The 22,898-nt window shown below is 39.0% G+C and carries 16 protein-coding genes; 7 read left to right on the top strand and 9 right to left on the bottom strand.

The annotated features are described in order from the left end of the window. The first annotated feature begins 291 nt into the window (after positions 1–291). The 6 genes from ACOKFG_RS12785 (at position 292) to ACOKFG_RS12760 (ending at position 11,494) form a co-directional block, all read left to right on the top strand. Positions 292–3,411, top strand: coding sequence for a SusC/RagA family TonB-linked outer membrane protein (locus tag ACOKFG_RS12785; RefSeq protein WP_298790135.1), 3,120 nt, complete (start codon positions 292–294; stop codon positions 3,409–3,411). Positions 3,412–3,434: 23 nt separating this feature from the next. Beyond that, the gene (locus tag ACOKFG_RS12780; protein ID WP_298790134.1) at positions 3,435–4,997 is read left to right on the top strand and encodes a RagB/SusD family nutrient uptake outer membrane protein; all 1,563 of its coding nucleotides are present in this window, start codon (positions 3,435–3,437) and stop codon (positions 4,995–4,997) included. A 6-nt stretch (positions 4,998–5,003) separates the two neighbouring features. Continuing rightward, positions 5,004–6,074, top strand: coding sequence for an IPT/TIG domain-containing protein (locus tag ACOKFG_RS12775; protein ID WP_298790133.1), 1,071 nt, complete (start codon positions 5,004–5,006; stop codon positions 6,072–6,074). A 27-nt stretch (positions 6,075–6,101) separates the two neighbouring features. Continuing rightward, complete coding sequence (locus ACOKFG_RS12770) at positions 6,102–8,603, top strand: glycan-binding surface protein (RefSeq protein WP_298790132.1); 2,502 nt, start codon at positions 6,102–6,104, stop codon at positions 8,601–8,603. 68 nt (positions 8,604–8,671) lie between these two features. After that, positions 8,672–9,751 carry a glycoside hydrolase family 5 protein gene (locus ACOKFG_RS12765; RefSeq protein ID WP_298790130.1) on the top strand — a complete coding sequence of 360 codons (1,080 nt, stop codon included), beginning with the start codon at positions 8,672–8,674 and terminating at the stop codon, positions 9,749–9,751. 78 nt (positions 9,752–9,829) lie between these two features. Further along, the gene (locus tag ACOKFG_RS12760; protein WP_298790128.1) at positions 9,830–11,494 is read left to right on the top strand and encodes a glycosyl hydrolase; all 1,665 of its coding nucleotides are present in this window, start codon (positions 9,830–9,832) and stop codon (positions 11,492–11,494) included. A gap of 1 nt (position 11,495) precedes the next feature. On the opposite strand, the gene ACOKFG_RS12755 is transcribed toward ACOKFG_RS12760, so the two are convergent. The 3 genes from ACOKFG_RS12755 to ACOKFG_RS12745 form a co-directional block, all read right to left on the bottom strand. Further along, entirely contained in the window at positions 11,496–14,789 is a 3,294-nt protein-coding gene (locus ACOKFG_RS12755; protein WP_298790125.1) for a VCBS repeat-containing protein, read from the bottom strand. Between the two features lie 35 nt (positions 14,790–14,824). Further along, positions 14,825–15,826, bottom strand: coding sequence for a cellulase family glycosylhydrolase (locus tag ACOKFG_RS12750; protein WP_298790123.1), 1,002 nt, complete (start codon positions 15,824–15,826; stop codon positions 14,825–14,827). 210 nt (positions 15,827–16,036) lie between these two features. Continuing rightward, positions 16,037–16,945, bottom strand: a complete 909-nt coding sequence (locus ACOKFG_RS12745) for an NAD(P)/FAD-dependent oxidoreductase (RefSeq protein WP_298790121.1) — start codon at positions 16,943–16,945, stop codon at positions 16,037–16,039. A 153-nt stretch (positions 16,946–17,098) separates the two neighbouring features. Here ACOKFG_RS12745 and ACOKFG_RS12740 point away from each other — a divergent pair, with 153 nt between their 5' ends. Then, positions 17,099–17,473, top strand: a complete 375-nt coding sequence (locus tag ACOKFG_RS12740; protein WP_298790118.1) for a transcriptional repressor — start codon at positions 17,099–17,101, stop codon at positions 17,471–17,473. 95 nt (positions 17,474–17,568) lie between these two features. Here ACOKFG_RS12740 and ACOKFG_RS12735 read toward each other — a convergent pair whose 3' ends face one another. From ACOKFG_RS12735 to ACOKFG_RS12710, 6 genes are all read right to left on the bottom strand, one after another. Beyond that, on the bottom strand, positions 17,569–18,813 hold the full coding sequence (locus ACOKFG_RS12735; protein ID WP_422861392.1) for an amidohydrolase family protein: 1,245 nt from the start codon (positions 18,811–18,813) through the stop codon (positions 17,569–17,571). A gap of 76 nt (positions 18,814–18,889) precedes the next feature. Continuing rightward, positions 18,890–19,267 carry a DUF2200 domain-containing protein gene (locus ACOKFG_RS12730; protein WP_298790114.1) on the bottom strand — a complete coding sequence of 126 codons (378 nt, stop codon included), beginning with the start codon at positions 19,265–19,267 and terminating at the stop codon, positions 18,890–18,892. A gap of 166 nt (positions 19,268–19,433) precedes the next feature. Next, positions 19,434–20,159 carry a DUF6090 family protein gene (locus ACOKFG_RS12725; protein WP_298790112.1) on the bottom strand — a complete coding sequence of 242 codons (726 nt, stop codon included), beginning with the start codon at positions 20,157–20,159 and terminating at the stop codon, positions 19,434–19,436. Positions 20,160–20,394: 235 nt separating this feature from the next. Continuing rightward, on the bottom strand, positions 20,395–21,636 hold the full coding sequence (locus ACOKFG_RS12720; RefSeq protein ID WP_298790110.1) for an alginate lyase family protein: 1,242 nt from the start codon (positions 21,634–21,636) through the stop codon (positions 20,395–20,397). A gap of 101 nt (positions 21,637–21,737) precedes the next feature. Then, positions 21,738–22,331 carry a hypothetical protein gene (locus ACOKFG_RS12715; RefSeq protein ID WP_298790108.1) on the bottom strand — a complete coding sequence of 198 codons (594 nt, stop codon included), beginning with the start codon at positions 22,329–22,331 and terminating at the stop codon, positions 21,738–21,740. 171 nt (positions 22,332–22,502) lie between these two features. Further along, complete coding sequence (locus tag ACOKFG_RS12710; RefSeq protein ID WP_298790106.1) at positions 22,503–22,874, bottom strand: nuclear transport factor 2 family protein; 372 nt, start codon at positions 22,872–22,874, stop codon at positions 22,503–22,505. Positions 22,875–22,898 lie beyond the last annotated feature (24 nt).

The following is a 22,898-nucleotide window of genomic DNA, read 5'->3' as shown; positions in this document are numbered from 1 at the left end:
TTATCCCAAAATCATTATGCAAGTATTGGAAATAGCTTTTTGAAATTTTATTAAAATACTGATAATTAGATATTTAATTAGTACAAGCTTAAAGCCTACCAGCATTAGCATAGTAATTCACTGACAAAAAATCATACTACAAAATGATCAAATAGTATTATTTAAGGTCAAAGTGTTCAGATAAATTTGTTTCATTGAAACGTTGGTCAAATTATGGATATCATAATTACCAACACCAGCCATTAGAAATAAAACATTTTTGATTTGAGGATTATGCGAAATTTTAAATTTATGAAGAAGGGGGTCATTAGATTGTATGGTGTTCCTATGATTTTTGTATTCCTGTTCCAGATTACTCTGGCCCAAAACAGGGTGAGTGGAGTTGTTGTTGACTCGAACAACCAGGCTATTCCGGGGGCAAACATTGTTGAAAAGGGCACCGCTAACGGGGTGGTATCAGATTTTGACGGTAATTTTGTTATCGAGGTGGCCGATGGCGGCATTCTAGTTGTAAGTTATATTGGCTTTGTTACTCGGGAGATAAGAGTCGACGGTCAGTCCACTATTAACATTGTGCTGGGAGAGGACCTAGCTCAATTGGATGAAGTTGTGGTCATAGGTTATGGAACACAACGTAAGGAACAGATTTCCGGTTCTGTGGCTTCGATAGATGTTGACGAAATCACAAAAATACCGCAAGTAAGTATTGATCAGCTAATACAAGGTAGGGCAGCGGGTGTTGCTATTACCCAAAACAGTGGTAGACCTGGTGGAGCAGTATCTGTACGTATTAGAGGTGTGGGTTCTGTTAATGCTTCTTCAGAACCACTTTATATAATTGATGGAGTACCTGTTTCAGGCGATGCCAATAATATTTCAGGGAGCGGTAGGAGTGTTGCCAACAGCTCAGGTCCATTATCTTCCTTAAATCCTAATGATATTCAATCCATTGACATCCTAAAAGATGCATCTGCCACAGCAATTTATGGTTCAAGAGCTTCTAATGGAGTTGTTATCATCACTACAAAAACTGGTAGAAAGGAAACAGGAAAATTGACTTATAATGGTTATACTGCTTTTCAACAACCAACTAATATATTACCCGTATTGGATTTGCCAGGATATGCCACCTTGCAAAATGAAATGCGAAGAGTTTTTCAACAGTCACCAAGACTGGAGTTTGCGGACCCTAGTATTTTGGGTCCCGGCACAAATTGGCAAAAAGAAATCTTTACTGATGCGGTGCTACAGAATCATCAACTCTCTTTTTCAGGGGGGTCAGAAAAAACGCAATATTATCTATCTGCAGCCTTGACTGATCAAGAAGGTATTGTTCAGGGAAGTGGATTTCAAAGAGGAAGCGCGCGGATTAATTTAGATACACAGATTCGGGATAATCTAAAAGTAGGTGTGAATATCACCGCCTCTAGAACCGACGAGGATATAGTGGCTAATGGAAATTCACGTGGGATTGTAGCTTTGGCCTTACGAAACAACCCTGAAACGGCAGTCTTTAACCCAGATGGTTCTTTTGCCGGTCCGGTGACTGCAGAACAAATCTCATTGGCGGTGCCAAATCCAATTGCTCAACAGCGTAGTTTGGCCAATGATTTAAGGAGAGATGTGGTATTGGGCAGTGCTTACGCCCAATGGGAGTTTATTAAAGGACTTACATATAAAATCCAGGTTGGTGGGAATTTCAATCGAGAAAGAAACAGACAATTTCAAAGCTCTTTTTCTTATGGAGCAATAAGTTTGAATAATCCACAATTAACGGAACAGACAGTAGACAATACATATTCGGTTGTGACCAACACGTTAACACTGAATAAGACTTTTGGCGACAAGCATAACCTTACCTTATTAGGGGGGCACGAGACACAGCGAAGTTCCTATGATGGTATTAGAGCATTAGGAATCGGTTTTGTTGATGAAAGATTTAGCACGCTTAACAATGCCCAAACATTCAATTCGACTCAATTCAAAGGAAGTAGTGCCTTAGAGTCTTATTTCACAAGGGCTATATATTCATTTGATGATAGGTACAGTGTAACAGCTTCATTTAGGGCTGATGGTTCATCAAAATTTGCTGAAGGTAACAAGTGGGGCTATTTCCCTTCCGTTTCTGCAGCATGGAGATTATCCAATGAATCTTTCATGGAAGGTTTTGATATCATACAGAATATTAAACTATACGGAGGTTATGGAGAAGTTGGAAACCAAGATTTGCCCAACAACCCAGATTTGTCCCTATTAGGACCAACAATCACCGATTTAGGAACTGGTTTTAGGGTGACAAGTTTTGGAAATCCAAATGTACGGTGGGAGACCTCGAAACAGATTAATCTGGGAGCTGATTTCTCCGTTTGGGATGGAAAAATAAATACGACTGTTGAAGTGTATCGTAAGTTGAGCAGTGATTTCTTATTCAGATTGGCCCTTACTGATTTCGTTCTGGGCGGAAACTCCTCTTTAAATGCTGGTTCAGTATTACCTCCTTTTGTCAATTTGGGAGAAATGGAGAATAAAGGAATCGATGTTACCTTAAATATAGACGCCTTCAACAATGAGGATTTTGGATGGAACTCTGCGATTACATTTTCACATTATCGCAATGAAGTTTTGGACTTAAATGGAGTAACCACCTTCGGAAACACCAATTTAGATGATACCCTCGAAACGGTTACTAGAACTATTGTCGGTGAACCTATAGGTGTATTTTATGGGTATAAAGTTGATGGACTTTTTAGATCATTGAATGACCTGAACAACGCACCACAACAATTTGGTCAGCCCGTTGGTGATGCCTCTGTAGCAGGAAGAACCTGGTTAGGGGATATAAAATTCGAAGATGTAAATGGAGATGGAGTAGTGGATGGTAACGACAGAACCCAGATAGGGAATCCTCATCCTGACTTCACCTTCAGTTTGCAGAACAATTTCAGATACAAAGGTTTTAGTCTTGGGGTATTTCTTCAAGGGTCATATGGAAACGATATTTTTAATGCGGTCAATAGATCACTTACTGGAACCAATCTAACTTTCCGTAATCAATTGGATTCAGTTCTGGATTATTGGACTCCTGCAAATCCAGATGCCACGCATCCAAGATATACATTGAACCAAACACCTAACATCTTTATTTCTGACAGATATATTGAGGATGGTTCCTATTTAAGAATCCAAAATGTTCGCTTGGGTTATGCGTTCCCATCTAAATTAATAGATAAGACCTTTTTCAGTAGTGTCAACGTGTATGGTTCCATACAAAACCTCTACACGTTTACCAACTATTCTGGCTATGATCCAGACATAGGTTCATTGGGACAGAGCCCTATACTAGCAGGTATCGATAATGGTCGTTACCCTCTGCCAAGAACATTCACTTTTGGCGTCGATGTAAGTTTTTAATACAATAAAAAATAGCTATAATCATGAAAATCAGTTTGTTTAAGTCTTTATCCGTTTTTCTTTTAGCCACGACGCTTTTGGTTTCGTGCAGTAAGGACTTTTTAGACCGTCCACCAGAGGACACACCTAGTTCAGCGGATTTTTTCCAAACAGAGGTTCAAATACAAACCTCCACAAATGTATTGTACAATGTTCCATGGTTCGATTTTGTCACAAACTCAGCCTGGTGTATTGGTGATGTTTCGGGTGGTACCGCAAGAACTTGGGATCCAAGAAACCAAAGTTTTGAGCTTTTCGATGTAACAGGTAACCTAAATACCTTACAAAGAGCTTGGGGCTCCTTGTGGGCTGTAGTTGCTCATGCCAACACGGTAATTAACGAAGTCCCTGCTAGGGCAAATTCGGATGTTCCAGCCGCGGTGGTAAACAATGCTGTTGGTGAGGCCAGGGCAATGAGGGCCATATCCTACTTCTATCTGGTGCGAATCTTTGGTTCGGTACCGATTATTGAGAATAATGTAGAATTGGTGGATGATACATACATCCCACGTCATGTGGTATCCGACATCTATACTTTTATTAAAAACGACTTGAATTTTGCCGTGGATAACATTTCCCATACAAAGGCTAGCGAACCGGGCAGAATTTCAAGTAATGGAGCTAAGTCCATGCTTGCCAAAGTACATTTGACCCTTGGCGAATATGCCCAGTCATACACTCTTTCCTCTGAGGTAATTGCCTCGGGTGAATTTAGATTACTTGGCGGAACTGGAGGTGATGGCACTTCAGGAAGTTACAATGATTTGTTCCTAACAGCTAATGACAATAACCTAGAAAGTATTGTTGCGTTGCAATGGAACGGTAGTGGAAACTTCGCAGAAGGAAATGGAATTCAAAGTCTATACGCTTTATCCGGTATTACTGGTTTTGATGATGGATGGTCCGCTGTGGGCCCTTCCTTGGATCTCCAAGAAACTTATGAAGATAAGGTTTTAGATCAGCGTTATAAAGCCACCATAATGGATCCAGACTCCTTTTATCCTGATTTAAATGGAGGTTATACCGCACCTGGTCCTGCAGGTTGTAATGCACAGGGAACTAATGTGGCCATTAAAAAATACGTTGTTGGAACTCCGGCTAATAATGGAGGAGGAGTTAGAAACAGCTATGCCAATAATACCTATCTTCTTAGATATGCGGATGTTTTGTTAATTCACGCAGAAGCCATCGTACAAGGCGGGGGTGGGTCCATGGCCGAGGCGGAGGAATCTGTAAACAAAATAAGAAATCGAGCCGGACTGCCATCCATTACGAACCCAACTTTTGAAGACATTTTTAAAGAACGTAAACTAGAGTTTGCCTTTGAAATGGAACATTGGTACGATGCCATTAGAAGGTCAGATGCCACAGCCTATCTTTCCTCGATACAACGAGGTTGGTTTAATGATACTGATCGAGGAGCCACTGGAGGAACCACAGATCGGTTTATTAATGTGTCTGCGGACAAACTTTTGTTTCCGTATCCAACCAATGAGACTATAAACAACCCAGGACTTTTAGACCCTCCTGTTCCTTACTTTAATTAAAATATTATGAAAACTAGAAAATTATCTGTAGTAGGTATCCTCTTTACTTTGATGCTAATAGGTATAGGGTGCAGTAATGAGTTTAATCAAAATGACGCCATAAATGCAGCTGCCAGTGGACCACCATCAATTAGTTCAGTAAGGGATGTGAACAATGGTTCTGATGTTGAGACAGGTGTATTGGGAAATACCTTGAACATTAAAGGTTCCAACTTAAAGGATATAGTTTCCGTTAAATTTAACGGGTTCGAAGCTACCGTCAACCCTAACTTTGCAACGCAAAATGTAATCGTATTGAATGTACCACTAGGCGCTCCTGTCATTGGTTCAAACAAGTTAATAGTAGAAACATTGCATGGTGTTGCAGAATACGATTTTTCACTGCTAACTATCGATAGCTTTTCAGAAGAAATAATTGATGGTGTTAGTGCAGTAATTCTTGAAGGAGGTGATTTTAGTGGTGCATCTTCAGCATCCTTTGTAAATGGAGTTGGCGTGGATGGCCCATTTGAAGAAATTCCAACCGAAATCATCAATGTATCCGAGGAAGAATTGGCAATTGCTATTCCCGGAGGAATTGTTCAAGGATTTGTACAGATTGAAGTTAACGGTGCTGTGGCCCAATCAACTTCCTACGGCTTTAATTATCCGATTTTTACAGATGCAATCATCAATGATTGGCAATTGGGCGGATGGGACGGCACTCAGGTTCTTTCTGATGAAATTACGTTGGGTTCCACCTCAATCAGAAGAGATAGTAACAATTGGGCAGGACTTACATTCTCGGCGAGTGATACTTCGGAAAAATTAACTATTGCTGAGTTTAGTGCATTGAATTTCCAGATTTTTCCTGCCAATCCCCAAACAGTGAGAGTTGCCTGCGCCTTGAATGATTTTGATACCCAGGTAGTTCTGAATTTAGTTCCAGGAGAATGGAATAGTTTTAGTATTCCACTTACGGATTTTTATGCTCCTGGCACGGCCCCTGAAACCATTACAAGAATCGATTTCCAAGAATTCTCCGGTGGGACGGCACCCTTTCTTTTTTATCTAGATCAATTCGGACTGATTCAATAAGGGCAACTAACTTTTAATATGATGATTATGAAATATATTAATTTAAACAAAATAACGGCCGTATTGGGAGTTGGGATGATGATGTTTTCATTGGCTTCTTGCGAAGATGATGAGGAAGTGTTCCCACAATCCGAAACGCCAACAGAGAATATCACAGAAATATTGGCTGGAGCTTCCCAAGCATCCACTTTACTCGGAGCTTTAGAACAACTTGATTTGGATGATGTACTTGCTAATAATACCACGTTTACACTATTCGCACCTACAAATGAAGCATTTAGCGGTGTGGATTTAGCCACTATGAACGATAGTATTTTAAGAAATACTTTAATGAACCATGTGTGGAATACTTCTACTGCTGATTTATCGGTAAACCTTCAAACCGGATACCGATTGACAATGGCCACTGGTGTAGATGGAAGAAATCTTAGTTTTTTCGTGAACAAGGCTACTCCAATAACCTTTAATGGTGTAGCATCTCCGGTCGAAGGAATGTTTGATCTTGGCGCTACTAATGGAGTTGTGCACATGGTGGACAATGTATTGCTGCCCCCGGATGTTGTGGATCATGCGCAAGCAAACCCTGACTATGCATCCTTAGCGGCAGCTCTTGCTCAGGCAGAGTTGGTGGAAACCCTTGAAGGTCAAGGCCCTTTTACAATTTTTGCTCCAAATAACGCTGCCTTTGAAATGCTAATGGCTCAATTAAATGCCGCGTTTGGATATGAAAATTTATCCGATGTTCCTAACGAAATATTATCACAGGTACTGTTGTATCATGTAATTGTGGGTGGCAATGTTACTTCCGATGATGTTGGTGGTGAAACCTTTGAGACAGCGCAGGGGGAATCTTTTTCCGTTGAGGGTGTGTCTATCGATGATGCCTCGCCTACAAACGCTGAAATCAACTTGTTGGACGTTCAAGCTACAAACGGAATAGTGCATGGTATCGATAAGGTATTATTACCAGATGCCATTTATCAACAAGTATTGGGAGCAACCCTTGACCTGGCTGCTAGGTCAGAAGACCGCGGTTTTACTTCTTTGTTGGCAGCGGCCGAACTAGCCGGGCTGTCGGAGAGCCTTACTACCGAGAATTTGACTGTTTTTGCACCTAATAATGAAGCTTTTGATGCCCTTTTTGCAACCATAGAGAACTTTAGTTCTTTGGATGATTTTAATACTCCTGAGGAAATCGAAGCGCTGAGAAAACTCTTGGAGTACCATATTTATGCAGGTACTCTTGTGGAATCTCAGTTGACCGATGGAAGTGATGTAAACACCTTGCTGGGAGACAGTTTTGGTGTTAGTGTTTCCGATGCGATTAGGTTAACCCCATCCTTTACTGATGCAATTCCTTCGCAAGTTGTTAGTGCCAATATAGGTGCTACAAACGGTATCATACATGAATTGAATAGGGTATTGGTTCCAGTAGAACTACTTGGAGCACTGGGTATAGAAGTTGCGGGTGATTGCGATGGGCCACATCCGGTTACCGATGAAAATTTGGTATTCTTTGATTGGAATGGTAAAGACCCTTGGTGGGGTAATGTTCAGCCCGAGAATGATGGTTCAATTTCTAGTGACGGTACTAGTTATGGAAGGGCCAATTTCCAAACTGGAGGCACGGGATGGCAAGACCTGTTCTGGCGAAATGACCCCGGTACCTTCAATGGTGCAGCCACTGTGGGCAGTAATTTGAACGATTATGTATTAAAATTTGATATCAATGTCCTGGAACCTATAAATGAAGGAATGTTCAGGATAAGATTCAATTCTGGCGGCAATGGAGGAGTAGATTCTTTTTACGACTGGGCGCCTTGGAACGATACGGGAGAAGCATTTGACACCAATGGATGGCAGACAATAGAAATCCCCTTGACAGAATTAGGCCAACCAGATTTTAGCCTTGTAGACAACGAATTTGGAATGGCGTTCGAAGGTGCTGACATTCTATTGAATTTTGCAATTGACAACGTTAGGTTCGATGTGCCCGGATACGAATGCGGTGGACCGGACCCTGTAGATGACCCAGATTTGGTATTCTTTGATTGGAACGGAAAAGATCCATGGTGGGGCAATGTTCAGCCAGAAAGTGATGCCGCTGTATCTCTTGATGGGACCAGCTACGGTAGAGCCAACTTCCAAACCGGAGGTACGGGATGGCAAGACCTGTTCTGGCGAAATGACCCCGGTACGTTCAATGGTGCAGCCACCGTGGGCAGTAATTTGAACGATTATGTATTAAAATTCGATATCAATGTCCTGGAACCGATAAATGCGGGAATGTTCAGGATAAGATTCAATTCTGGCGGCAACGGAGGAGCAGATTCTTTTTATGATTGGGCGCCCTGGAATGATCTTGGAGAACCATATGAGACAGATGGTTGGGAGACCATTGAAATCCCTTTGACAGAACTGGGCCAACCAGATTTTAGCTTGGTTGACAACGAGTTTGGAATGGCGTTTGAGGGAGCAGATTTATTGCTGAACTTCGCCATTGACAATGTAAGATTTGAAGAAAAATAAGTTGAGTTAGTTTAATTTCAAAAAAGGTTCCCACAAAGTGTAAAGTGGGAACCTTACATCGATTTGCTATGAAGAAAGTATGTTGGTTTTTTCTAATACTTATCGCATGTGGCATTGGATGCTCTTCTTCTGATGAACAAAGTCCGGATGATGCAATGGACGAAACTTCAACAGAAAATGAACCAACCGAAGATTCTGGACAAAACCCAGAAGATTCAAATGATGGGGGAACCAGTACATTTTCCTCCGTAGTGGAAGAATATGGGCAATTATCCGTGCAAGGAAATAAATTGGTGGGTCAAAATGAGGATGTTGTCCAACTTCGAGGAATGTCTCTTTTCTGGAGTCAATGGATTGGAAAATACTATACACCGGAAGTGGTAAAATGGTTAAAGGATGACTGGCAAAGCACCGTTGTAAGAGCAGCCTTGGCTGTTGAACATGAGGGATACCTTGAAAATCCAGAATCGGAGAAACAAAAAATTATTGCTGTAATTGATGCGGCTATTGCCAACGGACTATATGTAATTGTTGATTGGCATGATCATCATGCGGAAGATCATTTAGAGGAGTCCGTAGCTTTTTTTGGAGAACTTGCTGAAAAGTATGCGGATTATCCCAACATTATATATGAAATCTACAATGAACCGCTTAACGTATCCTGGAAAAACGTTTTAAAACCTTATCATGAAGCCGTTATAGATGAGATTCGCAAATATGATGCAGATAATATTATAGTATGTGGTACGCCCAATTGGTCTCAAGATGTCGATGATGTCATTTTTGAAAAAATAGATGACCCCAATGTCATGTACACACTTCATTACTACGCAGCGACACACAAGCAAGAGCTAAGAGACAAAGCACTTGTAGCTCTTAATAATAATATCCCAGTCTTTGTTACCGAATACGGTATTAGTGAAGCCTCAGGTGACGGTTCCTTGAATGAAACGGAGGCGGAAACATGGTGGAGTTTTTTGGATACCCATCAAATATCTCACCTTAATTGGTCCATTGCGGACAAGGAAGAACTGTCCGCTGCCTTAAAACCAGGTGCAAGTGCTTTGGGTGGTTGGACAACGGATGAGCTAACTCTTTCCGGAAACATCGTTAGGAGCCATATTAGAGACAAGAACACGGCATATTAATCTATGGAGGGACAATTATATTTTAGTTTTCAAATGTGGTTAAGATGCTGTCAACAGTACATTTGCCCCTTACTTTTAGTGTTATTAAGCTTCTCCTGTTCCAAAGACTCTGCAGAAGAGGAGGTATTTCTAAGTAGCAACAAGTCGTTGCTTTCGTTTGCCATAAAAGAATTACCAGATTTGAATTTTTCCGGATTGGCGCAGAGGGAGCTCAGTGCTGAAATGACAACAAATATGGATGTGAGTGGTCTTACCGCAATTTTTGAAGTGTCCAAAGGCGCGACCGTATATTTGGATGGTAAAATCCAACAATCTGGGACTACCGTAAATAATTTTAGCAATAAACTGATTTATACGGTTCAGGCGGAAGATGAAACAACCTCCACTTTCAGTGTGAATCTTCAACAATATATCAATAAAGCCCCAGTTGCAGTTGCAGGAGATGATATGGTATTGTATTTAACGCAAGGTATGAATTCCATGATGGTTGCCTTTGACGGAGGTGAATCAAGTGACCCAGAAAATGATGAAATGACTTATGAATGGACCCTTGAAAACAATCTAATGGCTGATTCCAGCACACTTGAAATACCTTTAGGGCTAGGCATTCATACGCTTACATTGAAAGTTACGGATAGCAATGGAGCATTTCATTCTGATGATATTACTGTAGAAATTCGACAATCAGTGGCCTTTGTGCCGATTGATACCGATGCATCCCAACAAACCAAAAATGTACTCAATAACTTAGCCGCCTTAGCTATGGGTGATATGTTTGCATTCGGCCAAGAGTTTCCGCTTTCTTTCCAACTAAATGCTCTTAATTATGATTTGACAACTTCCGATTGTAAGGATGTTAGTGGAGATCATCCTGCCGTATTTGGGATTGACCCACATTATATGCTATACAAAAGTGCTTCGGAGCGTCAACTACATATTGATGAGGCCAACGCCGCATATGAAAATGGCTCCATAGTGACATTTGATTTTCACCAAAGAAGCAGGGTAGACGGAGAAATCTATTATAGCCAAATCACGGATGAAACTGATAAAAGTCTTGTATCCGATATTGTGAACAATCAAAATGATGCAAGGGGATGGTATTTTGGGGAAATTGATGAAATTCTGGATATCATTAATAATGATTTGGGCTTTACTGTTGTTTTTAGGTTGTTTCATGAGATGAATGGAAACTGGTTTTGGTGGGGAACACAAACAGCTAACCATTCTCCGGAATTGTATGTTGACTTTTATCAGCTTACAGTGGATTATATAAAGGAACGCACCAATCATGTGCTCTTTGCTTGGTCACCAGACAGAACATTGGATACATCGTACTATCCTGGTGATAATTATGTAGACATTGTAGGATTGGATTATTATAACCCTGACAAAGCGGGTCTTAAACAACAACTGGTTGAACTCACAAATTTTGCCGAGCAACACGGAAAAGTTGCCGCATTGACAGAAACTGGTCAGCAGCAATATGTTTCCAATAATCCTGATTTTTGGACCGATAATATATTATCAGCAATCGAAGAGGGGGGAGGGACCATCAGAATTGCATGGGTACTAGCCTGGTTTAATGCTCCATGGGATAACAGTCAGGATAACCTGTTCATTCCAAACGCCGCAAGTTCCCAACAAGTAAAAGATGATTTTATCGCCTTTAAAAATCACCCAAGAACCTTATTTCAGGAAGATATCGAAGCTTTGAATATGTATGGGGCAAGTGGAAATTAACTTAAAAGGTGCCCTTTAAAACTTGCAAAATGCCATTGTTGTTTCCAACTAGCAGGTAAGACTCATCCTTTATCATAATTTTTTTGAGGACCTTGGTATTGGTATCTAAATGAAATCCTTGATTTGGAGAGGGTTTTAAAGTGCCCCCCTTATTTAGAAGCAGGTATCCTGGGTTGCCATCATAGCGAATAGTTTCTACCTCTGTTTCGTGGAGTGCCCCTATGCCCACCACATCCAGATAACCGTCTTTATCGACATCCATGAGTTCAAAGTCCAATGTCGGGCCTTGCTGCGCTTGGTTGGGTAGTTTTTTTAATGCAAAATTGCCATTACCTTGGTTAACCAAGAGACAAGAACTAAAGTTTTTGACTTCCGCATGGTAGCTGTTTTGAAGCATATCGGTGCCATAAATATCCTGCAAAGAAGAATTGGCAAATTCCTTGTATGATTTGTACTTCTGATTTAAAAAAGGATTTTGTTCCGTAGAGCATTCTTTGCCCCGTGTTGGAACCAATTTTCCTTTGTACTCTTTACTAAGCACCATATCAAAACTTTCATTGTCATCAAGGTAGTTGGCATACACATGTAAAGGTTTCTCAACAGTTGGATGGTATTTATTGTTCGTCCCCAAATTACCCAATAAATAGTCCTCGTCACCATCATTGTCAATATCCACAGGAGTTATGCTTTGCCACCAACCTTCGGTATCTTCTATGCTTCTCAATGAAGCAGGGGAGAAGTGCCCTCCGGTATTCTCAAAAACAGAAACCCCCATCCATTCTCCAACAACAATCAAATCCTTATCACCATCCATATCAAAATCTGAAAATACCATATCGGTGACCATTCCGATATTTTTAAATTTTGGAGCTACTTTTTGGGTCACATCCTTAAAAACACCGTTTCTGTTTTCTAGAATATAAGATCTTGGAGTCAAAGGGTATTTCTTGGTTTCAAATCGACCTCCAATAAAAAGGTCTAAATCTCCATCACTGTCATAATCCAACGATGTTATTTTTTTAGTTGGTGTGTTGAGGTCCGGAACCAGTTCGGTTGCTACAAAACGGGTACCACCATCATTTATATATAAAACATCTTGGAAATACTCGCTGTTCGATTCAAACTCATAGCTACCATTGGCAGTATACAAATCCATATCACCATCTCCGTCGAAATCAAACAAATGAAGTCCTAAAGTCTCGAATGCTTTGTGTTTTTCAAAAGCAGGCACATTGACCTCTTCAAAATATCCACTTTTATGCTGTACATACAAACTGTTGGGTTGATTCCGAGCACCTGAAACTATAAAGTCCTCCAATCCATCCCCATTAATATCTGCTACAGTAATATCAGGTCCTAACTGTGAAAGTTTTTGGGGTAGCAGTACTTGATCTGCAAAGTCGTCATACTCTAATTCTTTGTGAATGAAATCAATTCCCAGTAAATTGGATTGATAGGCAACAAAATGATGCATAGGAGTTTGCATGTTCTCCATTGAATCGTGGGTTGCCTGTTGTTGCTCAACCACCAGGGTTTGATTGCTTTTTGGATTTTGAATTATACTAAAAGTACTATCTGGCCATTGAACCTTTATGGACTGTATATTTTCTGAACTTCCCAATCCAAAATGCAAAGCGTCTTTCATTGCGGATTGATAGCCCCTAGCATAGTAATTTGATTTGATTTGGGAACCATTTTTAGTTGTCACTTTAATAGTAGCACCAATGGCATCTAAATTTGGCTTTTCGCCTTTCAAGATTAATTTGATAAAATTGTTTTCAGAATTACTGTTTTTAAAAATGGAGGCTACGTCAGATGAGTTGTTAAGCACTAAATCAAGGTCGCCGTCATTGTCTAGGTCTCCATAAGCAGAACCATTTGAATTGATAGGGATATTGAATCCCCATTTCTTGGAAACGTTCTCAAAATTCAAATCTCCTTTGTTCTGGAAGATGTAATTGGCCATTTTTTCACCAGGCATCAGTTGCTCAAGCTCCGAAATACCCATTTGAGGGTTGGCTTGTATTGTTGGGCGTAGCTTTCTTCTAAAATCCTGGTTCCCCAAGTCCTTTTCAATTCCATTGCTAATAAAAATATCCTTGTGCCCATCATTGTCAAAATCAGCAATTAGCGGAGCCCAACTCCAATCGGTTTTCGAAATCCCGGCTAGTTGCGCTATCTCACTAAAATGACCATTGCCTTGATTTAGTTGCAGCATATTGGACATGTACGGATAATGGTATTGGGCGTCCACCATGTATTGAAACCCTTTGCTATCCATGGTGGCCATATTCTCTTTGCTCCGCAGGTGGTCTTCGGCCAACATATCAAGCACAAGTAGGTCAGGCCGTAGGTCGTTGTTCAGGTCTTCATAATCAGAGCCCATACTGTTATAGGAGATATGGTTGAAGGTCTCAAGAACGTTGTCTTTAAACGTCCCATCCTTCTGATTGATGTACAAATGGTCTGGTTGAATAAAATCATTGGCCACGTAAATGTCTGGCCAGCCATCCTCATTAAAGTCACCTATTGCTGCACTAAGCCCCCAAGTTTTGTTTCTTAAACCTGCCTGCTCAGTTATATTGGTAAAAGTATCCCCATCATTCCTAAACAATTGGTCCGAGAATTCATTATGATAGACCAAGTCCGTTTTTGGCTCCACTTTCCTAACATTGTTGAAATCGGACCTATGGTTTACCAAATACAGATCTAAATCTCCATCCTTGTCAAAATCCACAACATAGGACTGAATAGAAAATCCGGAATGGTCTAGGCCCCAAGCGGCAGCTTCTTCAGTAAAGGTCGCATTTCCTTGATTGATGAAAAGTTTGTTTTTTCTTAATGATGAATCGGCCAGAGAGCCTGATTTACACGCGTAAATGTCCAAATTTCCATCGTTATTGATATCCAGCACATTGACACCTGTTGACCAGCCGGTTTCATCTGATACACCGGCTTTTGCCGTAATATCTTGGAACTGGAAGTCGCCAAGATTGAGATAAAGCTTGTTGGAGTTTTGGTTTGATGTGAGATAAATATCCAATAAACCGTCATTATCGAAATCACCCAATGCAACACCACCGCCATTAAAAATGTCAAGGTAGTTCAAGAAATTAAAGCTATTGGTTTGCTCAACCTTATTTATGAAATCAATCTTCGTTTTTGAATGTGGTACTAGCACAAAATTGGGATTGGCCTCAGATTTGTCCAACAAGTTGTGTTGATTTCCTTCCTCCTTGCAACCCAAAAGGGAAAATAACAAAGCCACCACTAATATGTAAATCCGTTTTATCATTGAACAAGCAATTATCAAAACAGTTTTATGAAGCCTTACTTCTTGGTTTGGTAGCTCTTGAACTTCTCCTTAAAAAACCTTCCTTGTCTGGATGGTGTAAATTTTCTATCCGTATACATGTTTGGAGCCCATTCCATATCAAATACCCAAACAAGATATGATATTTGCCTTTGGTCACAGTAGTTTGTGATGGCCGTTCCATAAGATTCGTCACTGATGACAGGAATATGTGCTCCAGGGTCATCCGGGCCACAAAAACCCATTTCAGTTAGTATTACGGGATAATTCTCTTTTACATATCCCCAATCCTGTGTCCATTTTTCTTCCCAAGGTTTAGCTCTTTTTTGAGGATATGGATGACTTACATAACCAATTCCCTCCACATCCAATGGACTGAATTTGACTGGAGTAAGATCATAGGCCCAATTGAAGCCAGCTATCAAAGGAATGCCTTTTCCGCCATTAGCTCTGATAACAGTAATTACTTCTTTATTGAAAGCTTTCCATGACTCCCAATCCAAGGTGCCAAACTTTCGTTGATTCATGGTAGGCTCATTGAATATTTCATAAAATGCAACTGTGGTATTTTCACCATATCGCTCGGCCATGGTTTTCCAAAAATTAAAGGTTTCCTTTTTGGTTGTGTCGTAAATATCCAAGAGATAGATACCGGTTTCAATATTACCGATACTGTGCCAATCTATTACCACATAAATGCCGAGTTCACCAGCCCATTTTATACCATCATCAAGAAGTTTTAGGTATTCTTGTTGACCTCTATCTCTTACACGTTTGGGGTGTATGGGAAATCGTACCAAATTAGCACCCCAATCTTTGATTTCTTCAAAATAGCGTTTGGTCCATAGTCCATCGTTTTCAAGTTTATCGGGGTCGCTCGAGCTCATACCGCGAAATACGATGGTATCTCCTTGTTGATTAACGAAACTATTTCCTTTAACAGAAATACGGTTTAGCTGTTGGCCCATTACGGTTGCGAAGGAAAATAGGAGGGCAGAAAGAAAAATGGAAAACTTCATTGTTATTATACTAATTGACTTCTAATCAAAACTAGCTAAAAATGAAGCAGATGGCCGATACTATTTTGTCATTTTAAAATATAAAATCATTGGGATATATAGGCTGGCTTAAGTTGAAGTGGATTTCTGCTCACTATCCTTTAGTTTTACTTAGACCTTTGTTCTAAATCACTGATAAATACTTCAACCATAGATTTCTTGGTAACTATCTTAAAATTTCTCATTTGATAATTCCATATTTATAACGGCGCCAACCATACTTCCCGAAGCCACTGCGTTCGCCACAGAACGCATTCTTGAGCAGTTGTCGCCACAAGCAAACACGCCATTTACAGTTGTTTTGTTCATCATATCCACCTCAATATATCCTTGTTCATTTATTTTACAGCCTAATAATTCGGGTATGTTGGAATGTTGTTTAAATGGAAGAGGGGCATATAGTGCCTCAAAAGGTTCTCTACTATTGTCACTAAAGAGGACATTTTTTATATAACCATTTTTATGTTCTATTTCGGTGATTTCTTTTTCAATAATATTTATATGATTTTCACTCAGTTTTGAAATTTGCTCATCGTTAAACTCTGCCTTTACGGTAGGTAGAATACTGAGATTGGGAGTTAGGTTTTTCACCAAAGGCGCCAAGTGAAATGCTACCTCTATATTGGCTATTATTCCGGTTTTTTTATTTTTTATCTCGTAGCCATGACAATAAGGACAGTGAACCACCGATATACCCCAGCAATCAGAAAATCCTTTTATATTGGGCATTTTATCCTTAATTCCAGTAGCAAGTATTAGTTTTTTGGCTTGAAATTTCTTCCCAGAAGTTGTGAGAATATTAAAACTGTCATCAATTTTTTTAGCACTGACCGCTACATCTTCAATAAAAGTTATGGTATCGTACTTTAAAACTTGTGCTTTAGCTTTTTTTGAAATGCTATTTGGGGAAGCACCGTCTTGAGTAATAAAGTTATGGGAATGCGGGGTCTGCCGATTACAAGGAAAACCACCATCAATAATCATAACATTACGCAGTGATCGACCAAGTGCCAAAGCGGCCGATAAACCGGAATAGCTTCCGCCTATTATTATTACATCAATATCTTTAATGGTATCCATATCATCATATTTTTAAACTAATCTATTGGAATCGGAAGAGTACGTGCTAAACCAACTAAACTTTTTAATTGCGACAATATCGCATTAATTAATGTTGCAAATATAGAAATAGTTTGTACTATTGCAACATAATCGCAATAATTATTGTTTACAATGAAAAGAAGGAACACAGCTACAAAAGAAGCGGTGCTATCTGTTTTACATTCATCCGGTAAAGCAATGAGTCAGGGTGCTATTGAAAAGAAAATTGGTGTTGATATTAATAGAGCTACCATTTACCGCGTGTTAAATAGGTATTGTGAAGATGGTGTGTTGCATAGAATTGTTGCAGACAATGGGAAGCAGTATTTTGCCTTGTGCGTAAGATGTGATGAAAACGATAAACCGCAAAATCATTTTCATTTTCGTTGTTCAACCTGTGAAACCATAGAATGCTTGCCTATACCAGTAAACTTTAGTTTACCACAAAACTATAAGTTGGAAACGGTGAATTGCGTTTTGACTGGAACCTGTAAAGATTGTGTTTAACGTATATTAAGATTGAATTGGTATAATGGGGTTGTGTATGGTTAGCACCCTGCCATAGGCAGGTATGACTTATAGAGGTTGTAAGCTGGAGCGTTTTAATCTACAACATTACCATTTATCAGGATCTTATCGATTTTCTGAACATTTCTAATATTGATCAATGGATTTTCGTTTAACAATAACAAGTTTGCTACCTTCCCTACCTCAATTGTACCGTGGGTTTTTTCTATTCCAATAGCTTCAGCTCCATTTTTTGAGGAACTTATTAGCGCTTCTTTTGGTGAGAGGCCAACAACTTCTACTAGGAGGTACAACTCTTCTAGTGTGGGAAACCCTTGAATATCGGTTCCAGTAGTGATTTTTACCCCAAGTTCATGGGCTCTTTTGATAATTTTTGTTGCCAATTCAAAACCTTTGTCTGAATATTTCCAGGCAACTAAAGTTGCATCAAGAATTGTGTTATGCTCTAACATGGTATTTAAAATAGTATCGACCTCTAGACTTTCGGGGAATACGTCGTAGTGGTCATTGTCGTATAGTTTTTTAAACCATATATGATATTCTGAAGGCGCATTTTGACTTGTATAAGCTAATAAACCTGCGTGGCAAAAAACATCAATATCAATTTCCACTATATCCTGGGCAGTTTGTGGGAATTGCGCTGGGTGACACCAAACTTTCAAGCCCATTTCATGCGCTTCGTTAGTTAGATTCTTGATAATGTTTTCTGAAAGTCCTGCATATAATTTAATGGCAGTCGCTCCAGTACCATGGGCTCTGGCTATTGCTTTCTTGAAATCAGTATTTTCATCCACCGCTTGTAAAAAAGGTAATTCACCATTCTGACCCTCAGGAAACATGCCCATTCTAAAATCCTTTTTCATAAAGTCAGCAGTTGTGAACATAGCCGAAAAATAGACTTCAGGTGATTTCATGAGTCCTCTTTTTTGCTGTTTTGAATAATATGCCAAATCTCTTGCATCTCCTACTAAATCTTGAACAGTGGTAACACCAGTTTTCAACATTTTAAAGAGTAATTCTTTCTGCCCATTTTCATCGCCACCTATCATTAAATGAACATGACTGTCTATCAGGCCAGGAATTAAATACCTGTCAGAACCATCTATAATAAATGCATTTTCAGTACCTAGCAGCCTTTCAGGTTTTTCAATTTCAGTAATTATTCCGTTCACTATCTTGATGGATTTTAATTCAGGGTTGCTTCCATTTCCATCGATTAAATAGGTGTTTTTAATGATTATTTCGTTGATTCCTTCTTGACTGTGTGAATCGGAAACACTTAAAAAAAATAAGATTAGAACTGGTATATATCTACTCATAATGTTTGTTTTCAAATGACATCTAGCGTTCCAGCTAAACCGTATTTTAATGTATCTAGGTGTTTTGCGCGAGTTTCTACTTTTTTTCTTCACGCAAAATTTTCTCCATTTTACGTCCTCTTGCCAATTCATCAATCAGCTTTTCCATACGTCTGCATTGTTTATACAATTCAAATTCATCGGCTATTTCTTCAATTCGATAACCACAAACAACTCCTTTAATCAAGTATGCGTTAGGATGTATTTTAGCTTTTTGAAAAAATGTCCTAAAAGTTGCTTTTTCATCAATAAGCGCTTGTAAAGCATCTTGATCAAAACCGGTAAACCAGTTAATTACTTGATTGAGCTCTTCTTTTGTTCTACCATTCTTCTCCAATCTATTCAGGTAAAGTGGATAAATGGATGCAAATATCATATTGGCAACCTTTTCATTTTTTTCGACTGTAACTTTCATTTCATTTTTATTGAACTTGCGACTAACAGGTTTGTTTGTGGTTGGTTGTGGAAAAAGGCGTTGGTCATTTTTCTTCGTTGGTTAGGATAATTAATGCGTCTGGATTTACACTGAAGAAATTCCAAAACAATTAATTATTCACGTTGTTAGCCTTGTGATTTTTTAATTATTCTTTATTGAGTCTGGTTTTTATTGCTTCTAAGATTCGTTGACCACCTTGTTGAAACTGCTCAACTGTTGGCGCATAATTTTCATAATAGATACTGTATCGAAAAGCACATAAATTTTTGAATTCTCTATTTGTCAGCATATAGTCGATGAATTTTTCATCTTTTCTATTTTGCATAATATTGGTATACCATTCCTGATTCTTCCAAAGATCATTGGTTTTTATTAAATCATCGATAATAATTGTTTCCACCTTTTCAGAAAAGAAAATGGAACTTGCGTAAAAATTGATAATTCTAAAAGCCAAAGAGTCATTTTCACTTATCATGTTATCTTCAAAATTACTCAGCAGCTTATAGCCTCTTTTTTCTATGTTCAACACTCTTACATCGGTTAATATTGAGTGGATAACCTTGTTTCCTTCAACATCTTCTAATTTTAATGAGTCATTTAAAACTTTTTCAAACACCTTTTTTCTGTCGAGCATAAAATTCAATACCATGTCTACTTCTAAAGAATCTTTCTTTAAATCTTCCGCTACAATACTATAGATGTTATTTAAAGCCTTCTTTTGTTGACGTGATTCATTCCAATTATTAATACTTAGCGCAATCAAAATGCCAATAACAACCAGCACAATTTCGCCTATGGCGTACTTTAAGTATTTGGTAGTTTTTCCTTCGTTGAAAAGGTTTTGGCGTATGTTGCGAAAAAATTTAATCATTAGTTTGCTTACTTGTCATAATGAAGGTTAACCCGTGAGGTATATGGTTTGGTTGCGATTGAGAACTAAGATAGTAAAAGGAATTGAAGAGCCAGGATTTCTACAAAAACCCACAAGAGACTGCTATACAGACTTAACAATTAACCTTACGCGTTGTTAGCCATCGTAATTTTCTTGCTATTGTTTTTGCAAATTTATCTAAGGACTCGGCCTAGATTTGAAGGACAAATGGGGTTTACCAGCCTTCCCGCATTGGATCGAGCAATTGTACCATGGACGATGGAAGAGGGGATTCTGGAAGTTTGCGTAACAGATTGGCGTATTCGATATCTTGAAAACCTTTTGCAGCATTCCAATATAGCTCAGCAGCGCTTTCATTACTATGGGGCCGAATTTGCATAATAGGCCATTCTTTCTCACCGAATATAAATGGTGTCATATAATCTACAGCGAGCCTTATACTCCGACCTTCTAAACTGCGATAAGCAAAGAGATCGTAGTCGAGATGACGACCAAGACGGGCCACAGTAATTAGAGCCCGAGCATTATACATACTGTAGTCAAGTGACCGAGTTCGGATGAGTTCCTGTGGTTGCCGTCCATCGATGAAAACCTGGGAAAATATTCGCGCAGGCATGTCATCAAGTTGTTTGCGAGCTAGATCAAAGTTTTCGCCATAAAGAGCATAAAGAATGAGTTGGGCATTATACCAAGAACCATGGTTATTTGGTTGCATAGACTCTTCGATACCTGTGGGACTTTCCACCATCCAAGTTGCGAATTGACTAAACCAACTACGCAATGCGTTTGCATTTTCCTCTGTCCATCCGGGAAAGGATTCCAGTAGAATCGCACAATCGATTACCCAGCGCATACGCCATGCCTCTAGGACTCCTGATGGGCTATTATAATTGTGACCACGGCGTTTCTGGCCGAACTTGACATTGGGATTCATCTTTGTAGCAGGATTTAGAAACCAAGCACGAAGTTGCTTAACAGCACTTTCCGCATAACGTTCGTCACCCGTAAAATACCAGGCCGGTACCAGCGACGTGACTCTATTAACCATGGCTTCAATCCGCGAGATGTCTGAAGTATTACGATCAGGATTTATTTCTCCGTCACGCCAAATATAGGGCCCATTGGGATCCTCAGGATTCGGCCACCAATAAGGGCTATAACTGTAATAGTCGTGCGGGTCACCGCTTGGAGGCAAGGCTCCTTCGTCAACTACATTGACGACCGGCTGTTCAAGCGCGAAATTGGCGTTTTTTACGATTTCTTTCAAGGCTGCAACTAAATGAGGGTTACCGGCTGCAAGGCCTGCTTTTACTAGTGGGAGTTGATCACCTTGACCAAGTAGCAAGGAAGGAATGGTGTTAGGTTTGCTAGTTTGAGCGAAGGCAAATGCCGTACTTAACATCAATGAAAATGACAGCGAAAGGCAGTGGAAACGTAGCTCAAGTAGTGTTTTCATGATGTGAAGTTTTAATAATAAGTTTAAGCTATAAATTTAAGGAACGTTCTTAATTTGATCAACTAGCCCAATGGATTAGAGCCATTGTTACCACATGTTTATTAATTTAGTTTGTATTCAATCAAAGCATTTATTTTTTCGACTTCATTTGAGGAAACCATTGTAATTCCGGCTTTTTTAATTCTTTCACTTTTTACAGGTTTTAATTCAATCTTTGAATATGTTATATTATCAATTTCAATAGCCGATTCTCCCACCAGCTTTTTTTCAACTATGTCCGTTGGGATAAAAGAATATTCATTCTTTCTCTTTAGTTTATCATTTTCAGAATATGCTTTGAAAGATATTTTTCGGAATAAAAGTTCAGAAAGTAATAACGTTTTCACGAAAAAGAGTAGAAATATTTGAGCATTTAACCCAAGGGATATATTTCCCCAAATAATTGAGAAATGAAAATTTAGAAATTGAGAAAAATCTAATTTGAAACTATCAGATTCAAAAAATGGAATCTGTACAATGATCCAAATAATTGCTAAAAAATAGAAATTTGTTTTTTTAAAGAGAAATAATACTGAAGATATAATTCCAACTACACTAACAATAATTGTCGGGTTAATCAAATTATTCAGGTTGTTAGTAATCGTCACAAGACTTGCAATTAACACAAAAATGTAAAATCCCGTCAATAGTTTCATAGTATGTTTTCCAATGTGTGGTAACGGCCTCAGCTATAATTTCGGAGTGGAAAATCCATTAGGATTTTTCAGGCGGCGAAATCGAGCTATTTAAAAGTAGCAAATTTTAAGGTTAGGTGGGAGACCACAATGAATTATGGCCATTGTTGTGAGCTAGTTTTTATTCAAGATTTAAGATGATTTCTTCCCTAAATGTTCAGTTAATAACTTCCAGTTGTGATGCTCTTTTACTAAAACGGAAGTCCCGATTCCGTCTCCAGAAACGGATTTTCCATTAACAATCCCTGTCCAATGAAAGTCGAATAAATAAACGGCAAATTTTTCCTCTCTACTAAGCCATCTTACGTTATCAACTAAATATTTTTCATTCTTAATTTTTTTGAAATTGTTTTCAAAGGCAGTTTGAACTTTACTTTTTCCAAAGTGGACACTCCCATTCGAAAAAGTTACGCTTGCAGATTCAGAAATTAGGGGTTCAATATTTTTCCAATTTTGAGTTGCCAACGCATTTTCATAAGCTTTTATAAAATCTTCAGGTTTCATTTGGTGTAAATTGTGGATAACCAT

This window comes from Flagellimonas rhodophyticola, from assembly GCF_049332665.1.
Taxonomy (GTDB): domain Bacteria; phylum Bacteroidota; class Bacteroidia; order Flavobacteriales; family Flavobacteriaceae; genus Flagellimonas.
Note: the sequence above shows the minus strand (reverse complement) of the source record. Positions and strands in the feature narration are given on the sequence as shown.